At 79.9% G+C, this 548-nt stretch carries 1 pseudogene; it reads left to right on the forward strand.

Annotated elements, in window-relative coordinates:
- Positions 1-548, forward strand: a pseudogene (locus AB8Z36_RS42135) (AAA family ATPase); the annotation flags it as partial.

A 548-nucleotide genomic window follows, 5' to 3' on the forward strand; every position in this document is an offset into this window, starting at 1 on the left:
CGGTGAACTGGCCGCCGCCGTCGAGGAGTTGCGTCGCGCTCACGCCGAGGCCCGTGACCGCGCCTCCGGGCTGCACGCGGCGCGGGAAGCCCTCGCGCGGGCCGAGCACGAGCACGACCGCAGGCTCGCCGGACAGCAGGAGGCCGCACGCAGGGCCGCCTCGCGCGCCACCCTCCGGGACGCCCTCGACCGGGAGCGGGAGGGCCTGACGCGGGAGTTGACCCGCGCGCGCGGCACCACCACCAGCGTCGCGGCCCGCGCCGCCCAGCTGGAGCGGCGGGCCGCGCTGCTCACCGAGGCGGCCGACGCCGTGCGCGCGGGTCAACGGCGCGCGGCGGACGACAGCGCCGAGCGCCTGAAGGCCGCCGACGCGCGGCTCTCCGACGCCGCCTTCCGCGCGGGCTTCGACACCCCGTCGGCGGCGGCCGAAGCCCTGCTCGACGACGCCGGGTACCGCGAGGTGCAGCACCGCGTCGACGCCTGGCGGAACGAGGACGCGGCGGTGTGCTCCGGCCTCGCCGAGCCAGGGACGGCGGCCGCCGCCGAGC

It is taken from the genome of Streptomyces flavofungini, from assembly GCF_041028215.1.
GTDB lineage: Bacteria > Actinomycetota > Actinomycetes > Streptomycetales > Streptomycetaceae > Streptomyces > Streptomyces flavofungini_B.